1 pseudogene is annotated in these 639 nt (G+C 34.6%); it reads left to right on the top strand.

Annotation, left to right across the window (positions count from 1 at the left end):
- Positions 1-35 precede the first annotated feature (35 nt).
- Positions 36-639 (top strand): annotated as a pseudogene (locus tag JCM10991_RS15515) (hypothetical protein); the annotation flags it as partial.

The raw sequence follows: 639 nt of genomic DNA, 5'->3' as shown, positions 1-639 counted from the left end.
GCAAGCATGGCTGGATAATTGCTTCTTTAGTTTTTATGGGATTAGCAATAAACCACGGTGATACTATCTCAGCTAATTCAATTTCTAACTCAACTGAGGTAACTTCTACTAAATCATACAAAACTGCTACAGATATAGACACTAACACATATAACCAAATTTCCGAAAAACAAACAGAAGCAACATCTCTCACACCTACCAGAGATGTAGTTGATAAAAATGAGAATACCGCAAACATAAACAACATTAGTACAAAAATAGATACTAATGACGTTAAAAAACAATCACACATTCCCTCCCAAGAAACTTTACCTAACAATACTGATAATCAAATTGATTCTGAATCAATTCATACCAACACACATGCTAATGAAGCAGCTTTTGATTCAGTTTATCTTAACGATGAAGGCCAGCTTCATGTTGAAGGTTGGCATGCAGCTGATGATTCTGACAGTCAACAATCCGCTTGGATGATTGTTTATGATGCAACTACCAATCGTGAAATTAAACGTCAACAATATAATACTGTTGAACGTGCCGATGTAAAACGTGCTTACCCAACGATTTACAATGCCAAATATAGTGGCTTTAACTTAAATATTGATTTATCAAGCTATAATTTAGTCAACCATACCATCC

The sequence above is a fragment of the Ligilactobacillus equi DSM 15833 = JCM 10991 genome (assembly GCF_000615765.1).
GTDB classification, from domain to species: domain Bacteria; phylum Bacillota; class Bacilli; order Lactobacillales; family Lactobacillaceae; genus Ligilactobacillus; species Ligilactobacillus equi.
Note: the sequence above shows the minus strand (reverse complement) of the source record. Positions and strands in the feature narration are given on the sequence as shown.